Origin of the sequence: Arthrobacter sp. NPDC093139 (assembly GCF_044754165.1) — a bacterium.
GTDB lineage: Bacteria > Actinomycetota > Actinomycetes > Actinomycetales > Micrococcaceae > Arthrobacter.
This window is the reverse complement of sequence record NZ_JBIVOO010000004.1, coordinates 211,362-231,062: the sequence shown is the minus strand read 5'-3', so window position 1 is coordinate 231,062 and position 19,701 is coordinate 211,362. Positions and strand designations below refer to the sequence as shown.

Sequence of the window (19,701 nt, the reverse complement as noted above, 5' to 3'; positions counted from 1 at the left end):
CAAAGAGCTTTAGCCGCGCCCGGACGCGTAGTGTTAGTAGTCGGAATGTTTGCAGGCTGCAGGGCCGTCCGCTTGTTGCAGCCCCAGCGCCGTGGGACGTTGACTGCGGCGCGGAGAGGTCCTTCAGTGACGATAACCAAGGGCGATCAGCCCTCAGACGAGTCCGCGGCTCCTGCCGCGGGCAGCCAATCGGCGGGTACCGCCGGATCAGGCCCTTCCACGCCGCGCGATCCCCGGGTTTCCGCCATGATGCTGTCAGGGCTCATTGCCCTCGTCCTCGGTGTCACCTCCGCCGTGCTGCCGGTCCCGTACGTCGTCGAGTCGCCGGGACCCACGTTTAACACGCTGGGAAAGGACAACGGCAAGCCGGTCATCAGCATCACCGGGCGGGAAACCTATCCGGCCGAGGGGAATCTGAATCTCACCACTGTCTATGTCGACGGCGGCCCTAACGGACCGGTCAGCGTATTCGAAGCCTTCTCAGCCTGGCTCGACGGTTCAAAGGCCGTCTATCCGCAGGAGCTCATCTTCCCCACGGGCCTTACCAAGGAGCAGTCCGAGCAGGAGAGCGCAGTGGCGATGACCACGTCGCAGGAGAATGCCGTGGCCTCGGCGCTGAAGGAACTCAACATACCCTTCGGGCAGAAGCTGGAGGTCGCCGACCTGTCGGAGGGTTCCGCCTCGCAGGGGAAGCTGAAGCCCGGCGATGTCTTCACCTCGATCAATGGCAAACCGATCACCGCACTCGCCGTTGTCCAGGACGAACTGGCGGCCGGAGCGGGTAAGCCCGTCGTCGTCGTCGTGGAGCGCGAGGGCAAGGCCGTCACGGAAACGGTAACCCCCGCCCGTAGCGATTCCGGCAGGTTCATCCTGGGGGTCCTCCTGAAATACCGCTTCACCTTCCCGTTCGACGTCAAGATCTCATTGGAAAAGGTGGGAGGACCGAGCGCCGGCTTGATGTTTGCCCTGGGCATCATCGATACCGTGACCCCCGGCGACCTCACGGGCGGCAAGCACATCGCCGGAACCGGAACCATCTCGCCGGACGGAGTAGTAGGACCCATCGGCGGAGTGGCGGTCAAGATGCACGGCGCCCGGGCGGACGGTGCCACGATGTTCCTCGCACCGGCAGCAAACTGCTCGGAAGTTTCAGGGAATGTTCCAGAGGGCCTGCAGGTGGTTAAAGTCGAGAATCTGGACGAGGCGAGGCGCGCTGTGGAATTGGCCGCGAGTGGCGGGGACACATCGGGTCTTCCCGCCTGCGCAAACAACTAGACTAAAGGCAGGAACTAAGGCCCCTCGCCGCTCGTGGCACTAAATAACAGCCGCTGTCGGGTGTGTGGCGGGCCGAGCAAGCTGATACGTGCTCTGCGCCCACGGTGCAACGCACCATGCATGCTGGTCCCCGGAAACTCAAAAATATGACAAAGCTATGAGGTACAGAGTTTGTCCCGTCCTGCCAGCCCCACCCCGCCCGGAAGACTCCAGCCGAAGCGCGGTGCCTTGACGCCGACGCTCATTGTCGTAGCGCTGGTTGTCGTCGGCTTCATCTTCTTCGCCAACGTATGGACTGACGTCCTCTGGTACCAGCAGTTGGGCTTCTTTGAAGTCTTCCTGACGGAAAACGTGGCAAGAATCAGCATCTTTGCCGCGGGTTTCGCGGTCATGTTCGCCGGTGTGTTCTACGCCATCCGGATCGCGTACCACGCCCGACCGGTATACGCCCCGGACTCCGAAATCCGGGACAACCTCAACCGCTACCAGGCCCAGCTTGAACCAGTGCGGCGGGTGGTCATGGTCGGCCTTCCGGTGCTGTTCGGCCTCTTCGCCGGAAGCGCCGCCTCGAGTCAGTGGCAGAAGGTGCTGCTGTTCTTCAACCAGGAATCCTTTGGCCAGAATGACCCGGAATTCGGGCTGGACATCAGCTTCTACCTCATGACGCTGCCGTTCCTGGGCTTCATCGTCGGGTTCCTCATCAGCGTTGCGGTCGTTGCCGGCATCGCCGGCATCCTGACCCACTACCTGTACGGCAGCATCCGGATCATGGAACGCGGGATCTTCACCAGCCGCGCCGCGCAGATCCACCTTGCCGTGACGGGCGCATCGTTCCTGGTGCTCCTGGGCATCAACTTCTGGCTGGACCGCTACGCCGCCGTCCAGAACAACAGCGGCAGGTGGGCCGGTGCGCTCTACACAGACGTCAACGCCGTCATTCCCACGAAGGCGATCCTGGCTGTTGCTGCCATCCTCGTTGCCATCCTGTTCATTGTTGCCGCTGTCATCGGCAGGTGGCGGCTGCCGCTCATCGGAACGGCGATGTTGGTCATCACCTCCATCCTCGCCGGCGGTGTCTACCCGTGGGTCATTCAGCAATTCCAGGTCCGCCCGTCGGAGCAGACCCTCGAAAATGAATACATCAAACGCAACATCAGCATGACCAGGGCGGCCTATGGCCTCGACCAGGTGCAGGTGGAGCGTTACAACGCCACCACCAACGCCGCCTCCGGTGCGCTGGCAAAGGACGCGCAGACCACCGCCAATATCCGGCTGCTGGACCCGAACCTCATTTCGGATGCGTTCTCCCAGCTTGAGCAGTACCGGCCGTACTACCAGTTCCCGAACGCGCTGAACGTAGACCGCTATCTGGTTGACGGCAAGGTCCAAGACACGGTCATCGCCGTGCGTGAACTCAACCCCGAGGGATTGAGCCCAGACCAGCAGTCGTGGCTGAACACCCACGTCGTTTACACGCACGGCTATGGCGTGGTTGCGGCGAAGGGCAACAAGTTCACTGCCGACGGCAAGCCGGAGTTCCTGCAGTCAGGCATTCCGTCGACGGGTGTCCTTGGCACGGACGAAACGTACGAGCCTCGCATCTACTTTGGCGAGGACTCGCCGGAATATTCGATCGTGGGCGCCCCGGAAGGGGCACCGCATCGCGAGCAGGACCGTCCCTCTGGCAAGGACACGGGCGGCGAGACGCAGTACACATTCACAGGCAACGGAGGCCCGAACGTCGGCAGCTTCCTCAACCGGGTGCTCTACTCGATCAAGTTCCAGTCCTCCGACCTGCTGCTGTCCGATGGTGTGAACCCGGCCTCGCAGATCCTCTACGAACGCAATCCCCGCGAGCGCGTGCAGAAGGTGGCGCCTTACCTGACGGTCGACGGGAACGCCTATCCCGCCGTCGTTGACGGCCGGGTCAAGTGGATCGTGGACGGCTACACCACGAGCCAGTACTACCCGTACTCCCAGCAGGAACAGCTGTCGGATGCCACCACCGACTCGCAGACCACGGCGGGACGCACAGTGGCCCTGCCCAACAGTTCGGTGAACTACATCAGGAACTCGGTGAAGGCCACCGTCGACGCGTACGACGGCTCCGTCACCCTGTACGCATGGGACGACAAGGACCCGCTGCTGAAGGCCTGGCAGAAGGTTTTCCCGACGTCACTGAAGCCGTACTCCGAGATGTCTGCCGCCGTCATGAGCCACGTCCGGTACCCGGAGGATCTGTTCAAGGTGCAGCGCGAACTGCTGGGCCGCTACCACGTGACCGACCCGGTCAGCTTCTACAAGAACGACGACGCCTGGAGCGTTCCGAACGACCCCACGGTTTCAGAGGACGTAAAGCAGCCCCCGTTCTACATGTCCCTACAGATGCCCGGCCAGGAGAAACCCGCATTCCAGCTGACGTCGTCCTTCATTCCCCAAGTGGTTGACGGCAACGCGAGGAACGTCCTGTACGGCTTCCTGGCGGCCGACTCGGATGCCGGCAGCCAGAAGGGCGTGAAGGCAGAGTCATACGGAAAGCTCAGGCTCCTTCAGGTGCCGCCGGAAGCACAGGTGCCCGGGCCGGGCCAGGCGCAGAACAAGTTCAACTCCGATCCGACAGTTTCGCAGGCTCTTAACCTGCTCCGCCAGGGCGCCTCGGATGTCTTGAACGGCAACCTCCTCACGCTTCCTGCCGGCGGAGGCCTGCTGTACGTCCAGCCGGTGTACCTACGCTCCACCGGTGAAACGTCCTACCCGACACTGCAGCGCGTGCTGGTTGCCTTTGGCGACAAGATCGGCTTTGCCCCCACCCTGGACGAGGCCCTGAACCAGCTCTTCGGCGGTGACTCCGGAGCCGCGGCCGGTGACTCGGCCAACAACGGGCAGACACCTCCGGCTCCGGGCGGAGGAGGGACTCCTGCCCCGGGAACAACCGACGCCCGCGCCGAACTGAAGGCCGCCCTGGCGGAGGCCAACGCAGCCATCAAGGCCGGGCAGGAAGCTCTGGCCAAGGCCGACTTCGCAGCCTACGGCGAGCAGCAGAAGAAGCTGAACGCGGCACTGCAGAAGGCCATCGACGCCGAGGCGAAGATTGCCGCAACCACCCCGGCCTCGGATCAGTCCCCGCCGGCCACCCCGGCCCCGACCCCGAGCAGCTGAGCAGGTGAGCACCTGAACCGACTGGCAGTCGGGCAGGTGCCAGGACGCTGAACTGAGTCACCAATAGTGAAGGCCCGCCGTCGGCTCCCGTGAGGGAGCGGCGGCGGGCCTTTCCTGTTGGCCTGAAGTCTGCCTGCTGCAGGGGGCAGCGGCCAGAGATGCAGATCACGTCGCCTCGATTTGGCCTGCTGTTCACCGGCCGGTAGAGTTGTTCTTGCGACGCGGGGTGGAGCAGTTCGGTAGCTCGCTGGGCTCATAACCCAGAGGTCACAGGTTCAAATCCTGTCCCCGCAACTGAAAGAAGGCCCGGATCACCGTCAGGTGGTCCGGGCCTTTTGCTGTCCCTGAGGACTGTTGAAGACTGCCAGAGCGTAAGCCAGGGGTGCGGTCCGGGGAGTGGCGTCGGCGGCCGCAAAAGTAGGGTAGAGTTGATCAAGCGACGCGGGGTGGAGCAGTTCGGTAGCTCGCTGGGCTCATAACCCAGAGGTCACAGGTTCAAATCCTGTCCCCGCAACCAAAGACAAAGCCCTGGCCGGTGTGAACCGGCCGGGGCTTTTCGTTTCCCGGTAGCTTTTGTTCACGTTCTGGCACTTCCTAGTATTCTCTTCGCAGGGCCCGGAGTGTTTCGGCCGGGGCAGTTGCCCGTCTCAGTCATTCTCGAGAGGAATGTAGTTTCGATGTCCACAACGAAGAACAAGTCCGGCACGGCGAAAGGCAAGCGGTCCAGGCTCTACTGGACGGTGCCGGCGGTCCTCGTGGCCGCAGTGCTGGTGGTTCTGCTCGCAAAGTGGGCCACGGGCCTTTCCGGCGTTCAGTCCTACCTGTCGGACTACCCGGGACATTCCGAACTTCCGGGCGGCGCGCCGGTCGGCTTCCCGGCCTGGCTCGGCTGGCAGCACTTCCTCAACGCCTTCCTGCTGCTGCTCATCATCCGCACGGGCTGGCAGGTACGGACCACAACCCGTCCGGGCGGCTACTGGACGCGGAACAACAAGGGCCTCATCCGGACCAAGACCGCCCCCACGAAGATCTCCCTGGAGCTCTGGTTCCACCTGACCCTCGATGTTCTGTGGATCCTCAACGGCCTCGTTTTCGCGGTCCTGCTCTTCGCAACAGGCCAGTGGATGCGCATTGTGCCCACAAGCTGGGACGTTTTCCCGAATGCGCTGTCGGCTGCACTGCAGTATGCGTCGCTGGACTGGCCCACCGAGAACGGCTGGGTGAACTACAACGCACTGCAGCTGCTGGCTTACTTTGCCACGGTCTTCATCGCGGCCCCGCTTTCCTTCATTACAGGACTGCGGATGTCAGCGGCCTGGCCCAAGAAGGCGGCCGGGCTGAACAGGGCCTTCCCGATCGAAGCGGCGCGCGCCATCCATTTCCCCGTGATGGTCTACTTCGTCGCGTTCATAGCGGTGCATGTGTTCCTCGTGCTGGCGACCGGCGCGCTGAGGAATCTGAACCACATGTACGCCGCGAGCGACGACGCCGGCTGGGCCGGCTTCTGGATCTTCGCCGCGTCAGTCGCAGTGATGGTCGCGGCATGGTTCCTGGCCAGGCCGCTGTTCCTGCGCCCCATTGCTTCCCTGATGGGCAAGGTCACCAGCCGCTGACCGCAGACGCCGCAAGCGCCTTCTTAGCCGTCCTTTAGCTGCCGGTAGGCGTCCAGCGCCCGTGCACGTGACTCCTGCAGCCCCACGAGCGGTGCAGGATAGCGCTCGGCAGCTGTGGCAGTGATGCCCTGCCCGGTGGCCCATTCCTTGATGGCGGCGTCCACGGTCCGTTCGGCAAGGCCGTGGCCTCTGTTCCACAGAAGCGTCCCTGCTTCCGTCTCCTCGGCCAGGCCACGGAGCACGGCAGGGGCCGCGGCGCCGGCGGAGCAGCAGGCGGGCGCCTTTGGATTCCAGTTCCGCGGAAAGCCGGGCCAGTGAATGGTGGAGCCACCATTTCGCCGCTCCGCCCAGCGGACGGATGCCAGGGGAGTCCTCATCCAGGATGTAGACCAGTCATCCTGTCCGGGCGTGAGGCTGCGGCGGAAAGGGCCGGGTTGTCGTCGAGGCGAAGGTCGTCCCGGAGCCAGTCAATCGTTGAAGCCATGGCCCAACGCTACATGCCGCGGGTACGGAGAAGGCCGGGATCCTCAGATCCCGGCCTTCTCCGTACCAACTATTCTGCTCTTCGTTCCTACACGCTGCTCTGAGTTCCTGCGCGCGTTCCGGGGTCCTACAGCTTGTCGAAATCGGCCTCGTCGACGGTCGAACCGACATCTGCCGAACCGGACGCCGCACCCCCCGCGCCGATGGCAGGCTTGGCCCCGCCGGACTTCAGCGCAGCCAGGCGGGCCTCAATCTCGGTCTGCTCGCCAAGGTCTTCAAGCTGGTTGAACTGGGCATCGAGGCTCGACGCGGCGAGCTCCTGCTGGCCGAGTACTTTTGCTTCCTCGCGGCGGATTTTTTCTTCAAAGCGGCCCACTTCGCTGGTGGGGTCCATGATGTCAATGCTCTTGAGGGCGTCGTGCACCTGGGACTGGGCCGCCGCGGTCTTGGAGCGGGCCACCAGTTCGTTGCGCTTGCTGGTGAGCTGGTTCAGCTTGCCCTTCATCTGGTCCAGCCCGGTCTTGAGGCGGTCCACAACCTCCGCCTGCGACGCGATGCTGGGCTCGGCGGCCTTGGCCTCGTTCTCAGATGCGATCTGTCGCTGAAGCGCCACCTTGGCCAGGTTGTCGAACTTCTGGGCGTCAACGGTGTCGCCGGCGCTGCGGTACTCATCGGCCTTGCGCGACGCTGCCAGAGCCTTGTTGCCCCAGTCCTGGGCGTTCTTCACATCTTCGTTGTAGTCCTGCTGCAGCATCCGAAGGTTACCGATGGTCTGCGCCACTGCCGACTCGGCTTCGGCGATGTTGTTGGTGTAGTCCCGCACCATCTGGTCCAGCATCTTCTGCGGGTCCTCGGCCTGATCGAGCAAGGAATTGATGTTCGCCTTTGCGAGCTGCGCCATGCGGCCAAAAATGGACTGCTTAACCATGGTGTTACCTTTCGTCCTGCTCAGTTTTCCCACTGAATCCAGTGATCAGTTGATATACCGCTTCTACCCGCCGTCCGGAAGGGCCCGGGCCGGCGGAGTCTCTTTGCGGGCTAGAAGTCCCCGCCTCCGCCGAAGTCGCCGCCCCAGTCTCCGCCGCCGCCGTCTCCGCCTCCGAAGCCGCCGCCATCGCCGCCCCAGCCTCCGCCGTCGCTGTGGCCGCCGCCCCAGCCGCCTCCGCCGCCGCCGTTCAGGATGGAGTTGATCAGGATCCCGCCCAGGATGGCGCCGCCGAGGCCTCCGCCTCCGCCGCCGCCGAACATGCCGCCACGGCCGTAGCCCTGGTTGGCGTAACCGCCGAAGTTGTCGACGTCGGATTGAGCCACGTGCGCGGCCTGGGCAGCCAGGGCGTGGGCCTGCTGGGCGTAGGTGAGAGCCGTGACGGGGTCATTCCGTGAAATGGACAGCGCGTAGTCGAGGTTGCGCTGTGCTTCTGCGAGCCGGGTCCTGGCTTCCGTCCCCACGCCGCCGCGCCGTGCGGTGATGTAGTCCGAGGTGGCGCTGATCTGCGCCTGCGCGGACATGATGGTCTGCTGCAGCGAGGCCTGCGCACGGCGGGCCTGCTCCTGCTGGTCGCGTATGCCACTCAGCGAACGGTCCAGCGACTGGTGGGCGGTTTCCACCCGCTCAAGCGTGGCGATCGGGTCGATCCGGCCACCCTGGATCTCGGTTTTCACCTGCGCGAGAGCCGCCTCGACGCCTGCCACGGGACCGGCCAGCTCCGGGTGTGCACCGGACTGGATCAGGGCCTTGGCCTGGGCCAGGTCCTGGGAGGTATCCACGACAGCGGCCTCGAGCCCCTTCTGGGCCTCGTCCAGGTTGCCGGACACCTTCGAAATGGCGTCGAGGAGCACGTTGGTCTGGTGCAGGCTTTCCTCAGCGGCGCGGACGGCTACAGCGGCCAGGCTTCCCTCGCCCGCATCCAGCTTCTCGCGCGCGGTGCTGCTGGCGTTCTGCACGAAGGCCAGCCGTTCCTTGGCCTGGGTGATGTTGTCCGCCACCTGGACGAGTGCGCTCTCGGCGTACTTGCCCCGCAGCTCGGAGAGGGTTCGCTCAGCGTTGGTGATCTTCGCGTCGGCGGCGGCTGCCCCGGAGTCAACGGCGGCCAGCGCCTGCGGCGCGTTCTTTTCGAGTTCGCGGAGGGAGTCGAAGTCGGCCTTCTGTTCCTGCAGGGACGCCAGGGCAGCTTCCGAGCGGCGGATAATCTCGCCCAGCCAGGTGCGCTGCTGCTCTTCGGTGTCCGGGATGTGGTCGTCCAGCTGCTGCTGCAGCTTGAACGATTCGGACATGTGGGCTTTGGCCTCCTCGAGCGCCTTCGTGAAGTTTCCGACGGCGGCCTCGCCATACTGCGCCTCGGCGAAGCCAAGTTCCTGCTCGCTCGACTTGATGGCGTCGTCGGCTTCGATCAGCAGCGAACCGCTCTTGCGGCGGAGTTCCTCAACGCTGAGCGAAGCAAGGGGATCGAGCTCGGCGCCCTGCGGACCGTAGCTGGCACTGGAGGCCTGGGCGGCCTTCTTGCGCCGGTTGCGGAGGTACAGGTACGTTCCCGCTCCGCCGGCGGCCACAACACCCACACCAACAAGCACTGCGGCGCCCGCACCGTCGCCGGACGGAACGTTGCCGCTTCCGCCGCCGGCTGCGTCGCCGATGGCAGCTGCGGCATTGATAGCCGCCTGGGCGTAGTCACCGTTGCGGAGCTGGGGATCAACTGCCTTGTCCCGGATGTTGTCCCGCTGGGCGTTGGTGATTTTGCTGTTCGATGGCTTGCTCAGCTGGTACTGCCGCGTATCGGTCGCCACGGTGAGCAGCATCGTGTTCGCGCCCAGATTCGCTTTTTTGGCGACGTCGGCAGCCCACGCGACACGGTCTGTGGGGTTCTCGAATTTTTTGACGTACACGACATGCAGTGTCATGGCGTGGTCCGTGCCGAGTTTCTTGATGGCCGTTTCGACGTCGGCCTTCTTGCCGCCGAGTACACCGGCGGTATCGACAATTTTGGTGACAGGATCGAGTGTGACCGGGTTCTCGGCCCAGGCTGCTGTGGCGGGAAACGCCAGCATTCCAGTCAGGCCGATCACAGCGAATACACGTTTCAACATTGACCGCATGGCAACCCTTCAGCACGCCGCGACTGGTTCAGGATGAAACAGCCGTCTCAGAATGCAGCAGCGCCCCCACGCCGGGTGTAAAGCCGCAGGTCGCTGTGGCAATTCTTCTTGATTCTATGGTGCACCAAAGGGGCCGTCCACGGCCGGGAATATGCCACCAGCGAAAAGCGCTTTCACGCATGCGGGACCGCCAAAATCGCAGGGTCGTTGCGCGCTCAGGAAGCTCACAGCAAACGCCCGTCCAAGTTTCAGTCAGATCGTCCATAGTTAATACAGACAAGGATGAAAGGAAGTCCAATGACTGAGAACCCACTACCGGGGTCAGCTCCTGAGAACCGAGATCCTGCAGGGCGGCCCGCTGATCAGACGGCTCGGCCGGCGCGCCCGGAGGGTCTCCAGCAGGGGGAAAACCAGGACAGCCAGGAAACCCGGGATCTCCAGGAGAACCCGACCCTGCGGCTGGACCGGCCGGACGAAGCGGGGGACAGCCGGGGCCACGGACCCCACGGGCCTGGCAACGGGCAGCACCAGCCCAGCACCGGACCGCGTCCCGAATACCCGCAGCATGCTCCCTTCTATGGCCAGCACTCCGGTCCTGCGACCCAGCAGTTCGCTTCTGCGCCGCAGCATGCACCCCAGCACGCCGGCGCGCACGGCCACCAGCCCGTGCACGCCCAGTACGCCGCCCACTCCGCCTTTCCGGACACCCGCGCTAACGCCCCCAAACGCAAGGCCACCTTTGGCGTGGGCACCCTGGTTGCCAGCATCCTCGCCGCAGGCCTCGTGGGCGGCGGCGTGGCAACGGTAGGTGCCGGAAATCTGTTCGACGGCGGGACCGCACCGACAGTCAGCACAGGTAGCCAGCCCGGGACTGTCATCGTCAACAACAAGGATGACGTCAACGCCATCACGGCGGCGGCCACCAAGGCAACGCCGAGCGTTGTCACCATCAAGGCCACGAGCGGCAGCGAAGGCGGCACCGGCTCGGGCGTCATCATCGACGACCAGGGGCACATCCTGACGAACACCCACGTGGTGACGCTGGACGGCACCGTCGCCAACGCGGACATTGAAATACGGACCAGCGAGGGCCGGGTTCTGTCCGCGAAACTCGTTGGAACTGACCCGCTGTCCGACCTCGCCGTCATCAAGGTGGACAACGCCTCAGGACTCACCCCCGCCACGCTGGGCGATTCGAGCAAACTGAACGTCGGCGATACCGCGGTGGCGATCGGCTCGCCGCTTGGCCTCAACGGCACAGTCACCGACGGCATCGTCTCTACCCTCAATCGAACCATCAGCGTCGCTTCCTCGGCAGCGCCCAAGGACGGTCAGGACAGCTCCCAGGGCGGTGACCAGGGCTTCGAGTTCGCGCCTCCGGGCCAGGGGCAGGGCCAAAGTTCGGCGAACAAGGGCTCAATCGCCATCAACGTGATCCAGACAGATGCCGCCATCAACCCGGGCAACTCCGGCGGTGCACTGGTGAACAGCAAGGGTGAGATCATCGGCGTCAACGTGGCCATCGCATCGGCCGGCGGCAGCTCGGCGGCGACCGGGACGGGCAACATCGGCGTCGGCTTCAGCATCCCGATCAACCACGCCAAGCGCGTGGCCCAGGAAATCATCGAAAACGGCAAGGCCACCCATGGCCAGCTCGGAGTCAGCGTCAAGGAGAAGTCCTCCACGGATTCGACCACGGGCTTCTCCATTGGGGCGGATGTCGCCACAGTGGAAGCGAATTCCGCGGCTGCCAAGGCAGGCATCAGGGTCGGCGACGTTGTCACACGCTTCAATGACCTTGCCATCAGTGACCCGAACCAGCTCACCGCGGCAGTCCGCGAGCAGCCGGCAGGTGCCTCGGTCAAGATCACCATTCAGCGGAACGGTCGCGAACAGCAGCTCGACGTGACATTGGGAGCCGCAGCCGAACAGTAGGGCAACTCCCGCAGAAGCGCTACCTGCGACGGCGGGACCCACCGGAAAGGTGGGTCCCGCCGTCGTTGTGCGTCAGTCCAGGCGCCAGGCTGACACAGGCGTTAACACGGGGCGGCATCGGCACGCCCCTATATGGTTAGCTAGGAGCTACCCGTACCCCGGGCGTTCCGCGGCCATGACCTCACCCGGCTGGCTATCCACAAGCATGGAAGGCTGCTGTAAATACAGTGGAAGAGACATTGAAGATCATCGTCCTGGTCAAGCATGTGCCGGACGCCCAGTTTGACCGGCACCTCACTGGCGAGGGCCACACGACAGACCGCGACGAGAGCATCCTGTCCGAGCTGGACGAATACGCCCTGGAGGCGGCGCTGCAGCTGATCGAGGCGCGCGGCGGAAGCAAAGCCGGCAACAAGGTGATCGCGCTCAGCATGGGGCCGGCAGGCGCCGTGAACGCCATCAAGAAGTCCCTGCAGATCGGGGCCACAGAGGGCGTTCACCTCACGGATGAAGCACTCACCGGTTCGGACGCCGCCGCCACGTCCCTCGCACTCGCGGCCGCAGTCCGGCACCTCGGCGCTGACACCCCCGTGGACCTGGTCCTCACCGGCATGGCGTCCACCGACGGTGAAACATCCCTCGTGCCGGCCCAGCTCGCCGAGCGTCTCGGACTTCCGCAGGTGACCTTCGCTTCCTCCCTGGAGGTCGACGGCGGACGGGTCACCGCGCGCCGTGACGCGGACACCCACTCCGAAACCGTGGAGGCCTCCCTGCCCGCAGTGGTCTCGGTGACGGACCAGATCAACGAACCCCGCTATCCCAACTTCAAGGGCATCATCGCCGCCAAGCGCAAGAGCATCACCACGCTTTCGCTGGCTGACATCGGAGTCGATCCGTCCCAGGTGGGCCACGCCGGATCGTGGACCACAGTGACGTCGGCCGAGGAACGCCCGCCGCGCACGGCCGGCACCATCATCACGGACGAAGGCGACGCCGGCATCAAGCTGGTGGACTTCCTGGCCGCCCAGAAGCTGCTCTGAGAGGGATCACATCACATGGCAAACGCACTTGTATTCATTGACAACCCGGGCCAGGCCCTCAAGAAGAGCACCCTGGAACTCCTCACCATCGCCCGTTCCCTCGGGGAGACCGCCGTCGCGGTCAACGGCGAACTTCACGACGACGCCGCCGCCACCCTGGCTGCCTACGGTGCCGCCGCCGTCTACCGGCCGTCCGCGCAGGACCTGGACGACTACCTCGTGGCCGCCAAAGCGGCGTTCGTGGCGGCTTCGGTCGACAAGTCCGGCGCCACAAGGGTGCTGCTGGAAAACTCCCCCGAGGGCAAGGAAATCGCGGCGCGGCTCGGAATCCGCTTGAGCGCCGGTGTGATCACCGATGTCGTCGCAATCGACGCCGACGGCACCGCCCACAAGTCTGTGCTGGCGGGGTCCTACGCCACCGCGGCGAAGGCCACCACGCCTGTCAGCGTGTTTTCGGTCAAGGCCAACAGCGTGAACCCCGAGCCGGCTGCCGCGCCGGCAACGCCCGAAACCGTGACGGTTGACGTTCCCGCCGATGCGGCCGCCACGGCTGCCCGGATCACCGCCCGCGAGCAGAAGGTCGCGAGCGGACGCCCGGACCTCACGGATGCACGGATCGTGGTGGCCGGCGGCCGCGGCCTGGACGGGGACTTCACCCCTGTCGAGGAACTGGCTGACGCACTCGGCGCAGCAGTGGGAGCATCCCGCGCGGCCACCGATGCGGGCTGGATCAGCCACGACGCCCAGGTGGGCCAGACCGGCAAGGTCGTCTCCCCGCAGCTCTACATCTCAGCGGGAATCTCCGGTGCCATCCAGCAGAAGGCCGGCATGCAGACGGCCAAGGTCATCGTTGCCGTGAACAAGGACGCTGAGTCGCCGGTGTTCGAAATCGCGGACTTCGGCATCGTCGGCGACCTCTTCAAGGTACTCCCGCAGGCCACTGAAGAAATCAAGAAGCGCAAGGGCTGATTCCTTGACCGCCCAAGCTCCAGCACAGAGCCCGTTCAACCCGGACAAGCACCGGGTTGAACGGGTGCTCTGTTTCGCGGCCCATCCTGACGACATCGACTTTGGTGCCGCAGGCACCATCGCTGCCTGGACCGCCGCCGGCGTCGAGGTCAGCTACTGCATCATGACCGACGGCGACGCGGGCGGGTTCGACCCGGCCCACCGGGAAGAAATCGTTGCCCTGCGGGCGGCCGAGCAGGAGCGCGCAGCAGCGCTCGTCGGGGTCACCGACATCCACTATCTCCACGAACGGGACGGGTTCCTCGAACCGAACCATCTGGTGATGTGGGGAGTGGTGAAGCTGATCCGTGAAATCCGTCCCGACGTCGTGATGTCCCTGCATCCCGAGCGCAACTGGAACCGCATCCAGAAGAGCCACCCCGACCACCTGGCAGTGGGCGAGGCGGTGACGCGGGCGATCTACCCCGCCGCGGAAAACCCCCACGCGTATCCAGAACTCGCGGAGTCGGGGCTGGATGCCTACAAGGTCCCGTGGCTTTGGCTGTTTGCCGGGCCGGAGGAGCGGGAAAACCATTTCGTTGACGTCACTGAGCATGTGGAGAGCAAACTGGCCGCGCTCCATGTCCACGTCAGCCAGCATCCCGATGCCACCGCCATGGAGAACACGGTGCGGAACGGCATGGTGCTCAACGCGCAGCGTGCCGGACTGCCCGAAGGGCGCAGCGCCGAGGCATTCCACGTCGTCGCCATCAACGGCCCGGGAACGATCGCCGGCTTTTAGGCCAAGGCGTCAACACCGGCGCGATGCCGGATGCCGACGCGCCGCTCAGGCATTGAGCGGTGCGTCAGCGACCGTGGGCGATGTTGGGGCAGCTGAACCGCCGGCCGGTTCCACGGTGATGCCGAGCGCGGCAGCGGAACTGATGCCCTTGACCACTGCAGGCTTTGACAGTGCTTCCTCGTCCATGAGCCCCTGGGAAACCGGAGTGGATCCGTCCTTCGGAATCAGCCACATCTGGTACACCTTGCCGGGCGGGGGCGCGGGTACGTCCTTCATTCGTACGACCAAAGCGTCCTTCGACGACGATATGGACACGGTGGCCGTGCCGCCGCCGCTGACCTCGACGGTCGCTTGGCGCACGTCCTGCGCCTGGAGGACCTGGGTCAGCGGATCATTCTGGTTGGCCATGTACGCGCCGACGCCGACGCCGCCCAGGGCGATGACGGCGGCTGCAGCAACGCCAATGAGCCAGTTCCGCATACCGGAGGCCCGGCGCCGGTTGTTACGGCGTTCCCGGGCTGCAGCAAGATTATCCGCCGCAGGTGGCTGTGCGGCCGGTGCCGCAGCATGCTCCGCGGCAGGCTTCTCCGGAAGCTGGGCGACTATCCGGCCGAAGAGGTCTGCGGGAGGTTCCTCCTCTGCGGCGAACGCGATGGCCAGTGTCTCCCTGGCCTGGCGGACGCGTTCATTGAAGGACTCGCGCTCGGACTCCGGAGCGGTTCTGACGTACTCTTCGATGGCCCGCCGCTCCGCGTCACTCACGGCATCCAGGGCATAAACTTCGGCGAGTTCCACCGCGCGGCCGGCGGTCAGGTCAGTGGAAATGTCGGCAGCGAACCCCCGAGGCATCCGGCGGCCGTTCGCATCGTTCGTTTCGCTCATTTCAACTCACCCCCAAGCAGTTCTTTAGTCGAATCAGTCCGTCGCGGATGCGGGACTTGATGGTAGGTATGGCAGCGTCGAGCTTTTCCGCAACTTCCCGGTAGGTCAGTCCGCCGTAATAGGCAAGCCGCACGGATTCCTGCTGCGTTTCCGTAAGCGTTCCCAGACACCGCGCCACGGCTTCGGCTTCCAGTCTGCTGTCCACCTCATCAGCCACGGAATCGTGGTCGATGTCCTGGCTGCTGGCGCCGTACCTGGCCTCACGGTCACTGGAAGACTGCGATGACCGCACCTTGTCCACGGCACGCCGGTGGGAGATGGTCATGAGCCATGCCAGGGGACTTCCGCTGGCGGAGTCGAATTTGGCGGCGTTTTGCCAGACCTGCAGAAAAACCTCTTGGGTGGCGTCTTCGCTGAGCTCCGGATCGATCAGGACGCGCCTGGCCATGCCATATACCCGGCGGGAGGTCAGCCGGTAGAACTCGGCGAAGGCCTGCTGGTCGCCGGTGGCGATGCGCTCCAGCAATGCCGCCAGCTGGCCGTTCAGGTCAACGGAGCTGCCTGGCGGCGCTGGGGCGCCAAGCTTCGGCGCGTTGGGAGTTTCCATCACTGTCAAGCATAGGTCTCCGGACGTCCCCTGTGGGCCCCGCCCGGAGACGGCAGCACTGTTGCGGGCAAAACCCGGTGTTGGCTTGCCCGGACGTAGTGTTTTCACCTGCCGCTCCTCATCCCTGGGATCTGACCTCAGCAGTGATTCGGTGCGGGTGGCGCATCGGATGGGTGCCTGGGCGGTGTCAGAGCTGGACGTTGTCAGACCGCGCCCCCCTCAGACCTGGTCCGTCAGACCTTGCCCGTCAGCCTTGCCCGTCAGACCTTGGCGCCGGCGAAGCCCTGCTGGCGCCACGCCTCGTACACTGCGATGGATGCGGCGTTGGCCAGGTTCAGTGACCGCAGGGAGGGCAGCATGGGCAGCCGCACCCTCGAGGTCACGTGGGGATCGTTCTTCACATTTTCCGGCAGGCCCACCGACTCCGGGCCGAACAGCAGCACGTCGCCTGGCCGGTACGCGATGTCCGTGTACGACTTTTCGCCGTCGGACGTGAAGGCAAAGACCCGCTCCGGCTGCAGGGCTTTCCATGCAGACTCGAGGTCCGGATGAACGGTCACGACTGCAAGGTCGTGGTAGTCGAGCCCAGCCCGGCGCAGCTTTGCATCCGAGAAATCGAAGCCCAGCGGCTCAACGAGGTGGAGTTCGGCCCCCGTAATGGCAGCAAGGCGTATCGCGTTGCCGGTATTGCCGGGGATTTCAGGGGTATGGAAGAGGATGCGGAACACTGTTCAATCCTAGTACCGGGAGAGTCTTGGACCGGTTCTGGCTCAGTGCATCCCCCTCAGCAGCCTGGCCAGCACCGGGACGTTGACAGTGTTGGGGGCCGGGCCGGAAGCGAGGAATTGCTTGAGGCCCCTGGCGAGCCCTGCGGCGTTCACCACCTGCACCACGTCGGAGGAAGCACGGGACCGCCGGTGGTGGTCGATGACCGGTTCGTGAAGGTTGCCGTCGGGGCTGTGGACCACGGTCCAGCCGGTTACGTTCAGTTCGGGGAAGATGTCCTGCATCGCCCAGACAACATGCGTCAGCTGCGGGGGAGCGATGGACCGGCTGCCATGCTTCAGCGTTGCCCCGTCCCAGGCGTAGGCGCCTTTGGGCAGGAGCATGGACCCGATCAGGGCAAGCCGGTAGCCCGAGAGTACTGCGTGATCGATGTGGCTGTTGTCAGCGGGAGACTGCAGCCCGTTGACCAGCCGGGCTGCCGGAATGGCCGGGAGGACCTGCCGGCTGATGAGCTGGACAGTGCGCATTTCCCGCTGGATCCGGGCTTCGGCTCCGAAGATGCCACGCTTCCTTGGCATCCCGTGGACCTGCCGGCTGGCCACGTCGAAGGGGATCAGCGGGACAGCGCCGGGCGAATCAAACGGAGGCACGTAGACCGGATCGTCGCCGGACGTGTTCCGCGGAGTACCGGGCCGGTGGATCGTCGCAGAGGCATGGCTTCCTGCCGCCGGCGCATCAAAACGGGCCTCGTCCGCGCCCTCCCTGCTCCGGTGCCTGGCTCCTGTCGCATAGGAGCGGTCGTAGGCAGCGCGTCGCCGGGGGTCGATCAGCGTTTCATAGGCAAGGGTGACCTGCCGGAAGGCGGCGGCATCACCGCCGTGGTCCGGATGCGAGACCCGTGCTGCCCTGCGGTAGGCCACCTTGATCTCTTTGTCCGTGGCGGTCACGGGGACGCGGAGTACCTCGTAATGGGAGCTGTTTCCCTCGGTCAAGCACGGTCCTTCGGTTGATGTTGCCAGCGCACGCACGCCGCCCGGTCTGCCAAGCATATCGGCCGGCATTGCCGGACTAGTCAGACAACGTCCATGCCTGTAGCCCGGGTTCCCGGCCGGCCATAAGGGCCGGCCGGCGGCGTTTAGACTCTTCGAAGGACCAAGGCGCCCGGGCTTCTGCCGGATGCCCATTCGCGGAGGAAATTGTGAGGTGTTGATGGCCGGGCTTAGCGATCCGCGCCGCAGTGGCCCGGCGGGCAGGCGGTCCTTCCAGAGGGGGCGGGCGCTTGCCGCGAGGGCAGTGCTGGCCGCGGTGGCCGTCACTGTGCTGGGCGCATGCAGCGTGGGGGTCCCCGATCCCGGTGCCCGGGAGACTGCGCCTGCCAGCCGGCGGCCCGCCGCTCCCACCGTTACCCCCGGTCACGACGCCGCCGCCGTCGCCGCGCGCAGCATGCCGTTTTCCGCCGGCTCCACGTTGGCCCGTGGCGTTCCCGTGCAGGTGTCTGAGGGCCTGGCGGAAGCGCCGGGTTGGCGGCGGACCGGGACCCCGGCCGGAGGCGCCAGCGAGTACAGGAAATCCGACGGCTGCCTGGCTGCGGCCAAGGTCCGGACCAACCAGTGGCCGCTTGTGGCAGGCAACGACCGGGAATCGACGGAAAGGCTCTTCGCCTATCTCGATCCCACCATCCTGCCGAAGTATTTGAAGGCGGACGTCCTCCGCTGGGGCGGGGAGGCTGGCAAGCCGGGACCGACCGTTGATGTGCTGGTCTTTGAGCGTGCGGCCCTGCCCAAGGGCAGGGCCACCATGCTTGCCAGGGTCTTCGGCCAGGCGGGTTCATCCGTTTTCGTCACGCTGGCCTGCCCATCGGCTCCCGCTCTTGCCGCCGCCCGGGGAGATGTTGGACGCTGGCTGGCGGTTGAGCCGCCTGCTGAGTAGCTGGCGGCTACTTTCCCGAGGCCACGGCAATCCGGTTCAGGGCGACTGCACCCACGAAGAGGCCGAAGTCGCGCAGGGCAACGTCATAAAAGTTGCCCAGGATGAGCAGGTTCACGATGATCCCCAACAGCCAGGCCGCCACCACCAGCGAGCCGATCCGGGGACGGAATGCGACCAGCAGCCCTGCGAGGACTTCCACGACCCCCACGGCATACATGAAGGTCTGCCCAGATACCGGGATTACCGCCGTCGCAACAGGAGCAAGATAGATCGGCCAGTCGGTGAGCAGGTTGAGGAATTTGTCCAGGCCAAAGAGGATCGGTGCCACCGTGAAGACGGTTCGCAGCAGCAGGAATGCCTGGCGAGCCGGCTCCTGCACCAACGATCCGGTGGGGCCCTTTCCGATCAATGCTGATGTTTTCATGACACGCTCCTTCTAAAAGTAGGTAGCTTGATTTTAGATCTCTTGCGAGGGTTTAGCAATGAATTTTGTTTTTAGAGATACGCTGGAGTCATGACCCGTGAATCAGGTACGAAGCTGTCGTGGGGGGAGCGGTTCGCTGCGCTCGCGTCGCTGGGGGATGCGACCCGGCGGCGCCTCTTCGAGTACGTCGCCTCAGCGCCCTCGGCCGTGGGCCGTGACGATGCCGCAGGAGCTCTGGATCTCCCACGAAGCACGGCGTCCTTCCACCTTGACCGCTTGGTGCGCGATGGCCTCCTCGCCGTCGAATTCAGGAAGCTCAGTGGCAAGGGCGGCCCTGGCTCGGGCCGCCCGGCCAAGCTGTACCGTCCCGCACTTGCGGAAGTGGGTGCGTCCGTCCCCGACCGGAGTTACGATCTCGCGGGGGAACTCCTGGCGTCGGCGATCGAGTCGTCGATGTCGGGCGGTGCTTCCGTCCGCGAGGCTCTCCTCGCCACGGCCTACTCCCGCGGGCAGGCTGCCGCAGGCGGGGGAGGGCCACTGGAGCAACTGCTGACCCAGGTCGGATACCGCCCCGCTCCCGATGGGCAGGGAGGAATCGTCCTCTTGAACTGTCCGTTCCATCGGCTGGCTGAGGCCCACACGGACGTGGTGTGCGCCATGAACGGCGCTTTTCTCAGCGGCGCCGCTTCCGCCTGCGGCGTGCCTGAAGAGAAGGTGGAAGAGGACCGGTCCGCGGGGCGCTGCTGCGCCAGGATCAGGCCATAGCGCCGGGCGGCGCCATGCCC

General features: G+C 65.1%; 18 protein-coding genes and 2 tRNA genes. 11 read left to right on the top strand and 9 right to left on the bottom strand.

Annotated elements, in window-relative coordinates:
- The first annotated feature begins 126 nt into the window (after positions 1-126).
- The 5 genes from ACIP90_RS08940 (at position 127) to ACIP90_RS08920 (ending at position 6,047) form a co-directional block, all read left to right on the top strand.
- Positions 127-1,275 (top strand): PDZ domain-containing protein, encoded by a 1,149-nt coding sequence (locus ACIP90_RS08940; protein ID WP_400578667.1) that lies wholly within the window; start codon positions 127-129, stop codon positions 1,273-1,275.
- 171 nt (positions 1,276-1,446) lie between these two features.
- Positions 1,447-4,434: a UPF0182 family protein gene (locus ACIP90_RS08935; RefSeq protein ID WP_400578665.1), complete on the top strand. Its 2,988-nt coding sequence runs from the start codon at positions 1,447-1,449 to the stop codon at positions 4,432-4,434.
- A gap of 220 nt (positions 4,435-4,654) precedes the next feature.
- Positions 4,655-4,728 (top strand) — tRNA-Met (locus ACIP90_RS08930).
- 146 nt (positions 4,729-4,874) lie between these two features.
- A tRNA-Met gene (locus tag ACIP90_RS08925) sits at positions 4,875-4,951 on the top strand.
- A gap of 160 nt (positions 4,952-5,111) precedes the next feature.
- Complete coding sequence (locus tag ACIP90_RS08920) at positions 5,112-6,047, top strand: cytochrome b/b6 domain-containing protein (protein WP_400578663.1); 936 nt, start codon at positions 5,112-5,114, stop codon at positions 6,045-6,047.
- Here ACIP90_RS08920 and ACIP90_RS08915 read toward each other — a convergent pair.
- From ACIP90_RS08915 to ACIP90_RS08900, 4 genes are all read right to left on the bottom strand, one after another.
- Positions 5,955-6,398, bottom strand: a complete 444-nt coding sequence (locus ACIP90_RS08915; RefSeq protein WP_400578927.1) for a hypothetical protein — start codon at positions 6,396-6,398, stop codon at positions 5,955-5,957. The two genes, ACIP90_RS08920 and ACIP90_RS08915, sit on opposite strands and share 93 nt — an antisense overlap.
- A 22-nt stretch (positions 6,399-6,420) precedes the next feature.
- Entirely contained in the window at positions 6,421-6,531 is a 111-nt protein-coding gene (locus ACIP90_RS08910; protein ID WP_400578662.1) for a deoxyribodipyrimidine photo-lyase, read from the bottom strand.
- A 126-nt stretch (positions 6,532-6,657) separates the two neighbouring features.
- The gene (locus tag ACIP90_RS08905; RefSeq protein ID WP_400578660.1) at positions 6,658-7,458 is read right to left on the bottom strand and encodes a PspA/IM30 family protein; all 801 of its coding nucleotides are present in this window, start codon (positions 7,456-7,458) and stop codon (positions 6,658-6,660) included.
- A gap of 110 nt (positions 7,459-7,568) precedes the next feature.
- On the bottom strand, positions 7,569-9,623 hold the full coding sequence (locus ACIP90_RS08900; RefSeq protein ID WP_400578657.1) for a TPM domain-containing protein: 2,055 nt from the start codon (positions 9,621-9,623) through the stop codon (positions 7,569-7,571).
- A gap of 297 nt (positions 9,624-9,920) precedes the next feature.
- On the opposite strand from ACIP90_RS08900, the gene ACIP90_RS08895 reads away from it, so the two are divergent.
- The 4 genes from ACIP90_RS08895 to ACIP90_RS08880 all read left to right on the top strand — a co-directional run bounded on the left by ACIP90_RS08895 (position 9,921) and on the right by ACIP90_RS08880 (position 14,348).
- On the top strand, positions 9,921-11,558 hold the full coding sequence (locus tag ACIP90_RS08895; protein ID WP_400578655.1) for a S1C family serine protease: 1,638 nt from the start codon (positions 9,921-9,923) through the stop codon (positions 11,556-11,558).
- A 239-nt stretch (positions 11,559-11,797) separates the two neighbouring features.
- Complete coding sequence (locus ACIP90_RS08890) at positions 11,798-12,598, top strand: electron transfer flavoprotein subunit beta/FixA family protein (protein ID WP_400578926.1); 801 nt, start codon at positions 11,798-11,800, stop codon at positions 12,596-12,598.
- 15 nt (positions 12,599-12,613) lie between these two features.
- Positions 12,614-13,567: an electron transfer flavoprotein subunit alpha/FixB family protein gene (locus tag ACIP90_RS08885; RefSeq protein WP_400578653.1), complete on the top strand. Its 954-nt coding sequence runs from the start codon at positions 12,614-12,616 to the stop codon at positions 13,565-13,567.
- 4 nt (positions 13,568-13,571) lie between these two features.
- Positions 13,572-14,348 carry a PIG-L deacetylase family protein gene (locus ACIP90_RS08880; RefSeq protein ID WP_400578651.1) on the top strand — a complete coding sequence of 259 codons (777 nt, stop codon included), beginning with the start codon at positions 13,572-13,574 and terminating at the stop codon, positions 14,346-14,348.
- 45 nt (positions 14,349-14,393) lie between these two features.
- Here the strand turns inward: ACIP90_RS08880 and ACIP90_RS08875 are convergent, their stop codons facing one another.
- From ACIP90_RS08875 to ACIP90_RS08860, 4 genes are all read right to left on the bottom strand, one after another.
- Entirely contained in the window at positions 14,394-15,230 is an 837-nt protein-coding gene (locus ACIP90_RS08875; RefSeq protein ID WP_400578649.1) for an anti-sigma factor domain-containing protein, read from the bottom strand.
- Between the two features lies 1 nt (position 15,231).
- Entirely contained in the window at positions 15,232-15,837 is a 606-nt protein-coding gene (locus ACIP90_RS08870) for a sigma-70 family RNA polymerase sigma factor (RefSeq protein WP_400578647.1), read from the bottom strand.
- Between the two features lie 260 nt (positions 15,838-16,097).
- Complete coding sequence (locus ACIP90_RS08865) at positions 16,098-16,565, bottom strand: tRNA (cytidine(34)-2'-O)-methyltransferase (protein WP_400578645.1); 468 nt, start codon at positions 16,563-16,565, stop codon at positions 16,098-16,100.
- A 42-nt stretch (positions 16,566-16,607) separates the two neighbouring features.
- A complete protein-coding gene (locus ACIP90_RS08860) occupies positions 16,608-17,555 on the bottom strand; it encodes a J domain-containing protein (RefSeq protein ID WP_400578642.1) in 948 nt (315 codons plus the stop codon).
- 217 nt (positions 17,556-17,772) lie between these two features.
- Here ACIP90_RS08860 and ACIP90_RS08855 point away from each other — a divergent pair, with 217 nt between their 5' ends.
- Complete coding sequence (locus ACIP90_RS08855) at positions 17,773-18,492, top strand: hypothetical protein (protein WP_400578640.1); 720 nt, start codon at positions 17,773-17,775, stop codon at positions 18,490-18,492.
- Between the two features lie 7 nt (positions 18,493-18,499).
- Here ACIP90_RS08855 and ACIP90_RS08850 read toward each other — a convergent pair whose 3' ends face one another.
- Positions 18,500-18,916, bottom strand: coding sequence for a hypothetical protein (locus ACIP90_RS08850; protein WP_400578638.1), 417 nt, complete (start codon positions 18,914-18,916; stop codon positions 18,500-18,502).
- 90 nt (positions 18,917-19,006) lie between these two features.
- Between ACIP90_RS08850 and ACIP90_RS08845 the strand changes: the two genes are divergently transcribed.
- The gene (locus ACIP90_RS08845; protein WP_400578636.1) at positions 19,007-19,681 is read left to right on the top strand and encodes a helix-turn-helix transcriptional regulator; all 675 of its coding nucleotides are present in this window, start codon (positions 19,007-19,009) and stop codon (positions 19,679-19,681) included.
- Positions 19,682-19,701: the final 20 nt, after the last annotated feature.